Below are 3,251 nucleotides of genomic sequence, written 5' to 3' on the forward strand. Positions count from 1 at the left end.
GCGTTTCATGCGCAGCGCGCGGTCGCGATACTTCGCCTCGATGTAGCGGTCCCACAGGCCGGCATCCTCGAGCAGATGACCATCGGCATCGACGGCGCCGCGAAACTTCAGATGATGGACCGACCGGGCATCGAACACCGGGCGCATGCCTGCTCCTCCGCCTGTTCCAACCGACGTCGGAAACTATGGCGCAGGCGCGCGGCGCCCACAAACGGCGCTGCTCACGAGGCGAAACATGAAAGGTGGTGACCTCCGACTGTCTCCATCGCCTAAGGCTCGATAAGGGTCGTCAATTGTGCACCTTCGTCAGCGACAAAGATGGCAATCAATTCGGCCCCGTCGGTGGTGCTCGCGTTGGCCGATACGAGATGTATCGCGCCCGGCGGTTCAAAGAACGACTGGCCGACATCGAATATCTCCACCGGGCCACCTTTGAGTTGCGACCTGATCTGGCCTTTGGTGATGTAGGCCGTGACCGTACCGGCATGACGGTGCGGCGGAGTAAAGCCCCCCGGTCCGTAGGTCACTCGGACAACTGTTACTCTCTTGCCGGGTATATCCGGTAACGCGTGCGAACTGATCACCTCCACTTTGTTGAGCGATGAGCCGGACGAGGCATCAGCGGCACAAATCGGGAGCGGAAATTCCGAAATCGCGTCCATTTTCACGGGCAAGGTTCTCGCGCTCACGACCGCGCAAACGACAGCCGCGACAACGAGCGACAGCCGGAGCCGCGCTCGATCCGCGAGCGGCGTAGTCATTTCCAGTGCGATGCTCATCGATATCTCGCTCATCGATATCTGATGGCGAACCTTAGCCCTGCGCAGGGTTGTCCGTCGAGTTGGTGCGTCGTGCGGTCAGCGAACACCTCCTGGTGGCGCGCGCGATCGCGCGGTCTCCCGTGCGCTTGGGCCAGGGGATCTTTCCTTCGTCTTTGCCATGCGCGAATATCGGCCGCGGAGGGAAGGCGCTCCCGGTGGCAGCCGGCCTTGGAGGCGGAGAGGATTGCCGGACGGCCCGATGGGCTCGACTCGCTCTCTCTTCCGCCACGCCACCGCGACGGAGCGAGCGTGCCGCGAAGGAGGTCGGGCGTCCGAGATGCGGCACGATCGTGATGGAGCGGAGAAGGGCCGGGCCGATCGGTGCCGTCGCCGGCGCGCGGCCGCGGCGCTGCTGGCCGCGGTGGTGGCGGCAGGCGTCGCAGGCGAGGCCGCGGCGCAGGGCTTCCAGCAGGCGGTGCCGATCCCGTCGACGACGAAGCAGAGCCTGACCACGATCGAGCGCAGCTTCAACCCGGCGCCGCCGCCGGCGCTGGCGCTGTTTCCCGACGTGCACCGGGAGATGCAGGACGCGCCCGCCTTCTTTCGCGACGCCCGCGTCGAGCTCAACCTGCGCAGCTACTACCGCGACAACGTCAAGAACGCGCCGACCGGCGCCACCGTCAGCGAGGCCTGGGCGACCGGCGGCTGGGCGGCGATCGAGACCGGCCGGCTGTTCGGCCTGATCTCGGGCGGCGCCGTGTTCTACGGCTCGCTGCCGATCTACGCGCCGCCCGACTTCGGCAACACCGGCCTGCTCAAGCCCGACCAGCAGGGCTATGCCGTCGTCGGCCAGCTCTACGGCAAGCTGCATCTTTCCGACAGCCTCGACTTCATCGCCGGCCGCTATCTCTACGACACGCCGTTCCTCGGCCCGCAGGACAACCGCATGACGCCCAACACCTTCTACGGCTACGCGCTGCAGGGCTCGCTGGGCAATCCCGCGAGCGGCCCGGCGGTGCGCTACGGGGGCGGCTACATCGCGGCGATCAAGCAGCGCGATTCCGACGTCTTCGTCTCGATGGCGCGCGCCGCCGGCGCCGACGTCGATCGCGGCGTCGGCGTGGCCGGCGCGGTGCTCACCTGGGGCGCGGCGTCGCTGGGCGCGATCGAATACTACGCCCAGGACATCATCAACATCGCCTATGGCGAGGCGAAGTACGGCGTCGACCTGCCCTTCGGCCTCGACGGCGCGCTGGCGGCGCAATACGCCGACCAGCGCAGCACCGGCGCCAATCTCCTGACCGGCAGCGCTTTCGCCACCGACCAGTTTGCCACCCGCCTGCAGCTCGGCTACCGGACGGCGATCCTGACCGCCGCCTACAGCGTCGTCGATCCGGGCTTCGCCATGCAGAGCCCGTGGAGCGCCAACCCGTTCTATACCGACAGCCTCGTCCTCTCGTTCCAGCGCGCCGGCGAGAACGCGCTGATGTTCGGCCTTTCCTACGACTTCACGCCCATCGGCCTCGACGGCATCGCGGCGGGCATCCAGTACTTCAACGGCTGGACCAGCGCGCCCGCCGCCGGCGCGCCGCTGGTCGAGGACGAATGGGACTTCCGGCTGGAATGGCGCCCGGACTGGAAGCCGCTGTCGGGCCTCTGGCTCAGCGCGCGTTACGGGCTCGCCAACACCTTCCAGAACAACGTCACCACCCGGACCGACGAGATCCGCCTCACGCTGAACTGGAAGGTGAAGCTCTATTGAGAGCGGGCGCAAGGCTGGACAAGACAGCCTTGCTTCGGGTTTCTTGCCGCTCCGGAAAGGCGAGAGGGGCGTGGCGATGGCGAGGTTGCAGGATGCTCATGTGGTCGTCACCGGCGGCAACGGCGCGCTGGGAGCGGCGGTGGTGCAGGCGCTGGTCGAGGCCGGCGCCCGGTGCCACGTGCCGGCGATCGAGGACGCGGTGCCGGCCGGCCGCTTCCCGGCGGGCAAGGTCTCGGTCGCGACCAGGGTCGATCTCGCCGACGAGGCGTCGGTCGAGGCGTTCTATGCCAAGCTGCCGCCGCTCTTCGCCGTGGTGAACATCGCCGGCGGCTTCGCCTGGGCGCCGATCGCCGACAGTCCACTGAAGGTGCTGCAGCAGCAGCTTTCGATGAACCTCGTCTCGTGCGCGCTGAGCTGCCGCCAGGCGGTGGCGAACTTCCGCAAGTCGGGCCGCGGCGGACGCATCGTCAACATCTCGGCGCGGCCCGCCCTCAATCCGCGCCAGGGCGCCGGCATGACGGCCTACACCGCGTCGAAGGCCGCCGTTGCCGCCTTCACGGTGGCGCTCGCCGAGGAACTGAAGGGCGAGGGCATCTCGGTGATCGCGCTCTGCCCCTCGACCATCGACACGCCCGGCAACCGCGCCGACATGCCCAAGGCCGATCACGCCTCATGGGTGAAGCCGGCCGCGATCGCCGAGCTGATCGTGGCGCAACTCGCGCTCGCCG

3 protein-coding genes are annotated in these 3,251 nt (G+C 67.9%); 2 read left to right on the forward strand and 1 reads right to left on the reverse strand.

The window, feature by feature from the left end:
* Positions 1 to 269: 269 nt before the first annotated feature.
* A complete protein-coding gene (locus tag VH499_RS04935; protein WP_414709746.1) occupies positions 270 to 761 on the reverse strand; it encodes a cupin domain-containing protein in 492 nt (163 codons plus the stop codon).
* A gap of 337 nt (positions 762 to 1,098) precedes the next feature.
* Here VH499_RS04935 and VH499_RS04940 point away from each other — a divergent pair, with 337 nt between their 5' ends.
* On the forward strand, positions 1,099 to 2,523 hold the full coding sequence (locus tag VH499_RS04940) for an OprD family outer membrane porin (RefSeq protein WP_332051584.1): 1,425 nt from the start codon (positions 1,099 to 1,101) through the stop codon (positions 2,521 to 2,523).
* 76 nt (positions 2,524 to 2,599) lie between these two features.
* On the forward strand, positions 2,600 to 3,251 hold a 652-nt coding region (locus VH499_RS04945), incomplete at its 3' end, for an SDR family NAD(P)-dependent oxidoreductase (protein ID WP_332051585.1).

The sequence above is a fragment of the Reyranella sp. genome (genome assembly GCF_036558665.1).
Lineage (GTDB): Bacteria > Pseudomonadota > Alphaproteobacteria > Reyranellales > Reyranellaceae > Reyranella.

Excerpts from the sequence above, each read along its gene's own strand:
- VH499_RS04940 (WP_332051584.1), top strand. The coding sequence starts at position 1,099 with ATGCGGCACGATCGTGATGGAGCGGAGAAGGGCCGGGCCGATCGGTGC.
- VH499_RS04935 (WP_414709746.1), bottom strand. The coding sequence starts at position 761 with ATGACTACGCCGCTCGCGGATCGAGCGCGGCTCCGGCTGTCGCTCGTT.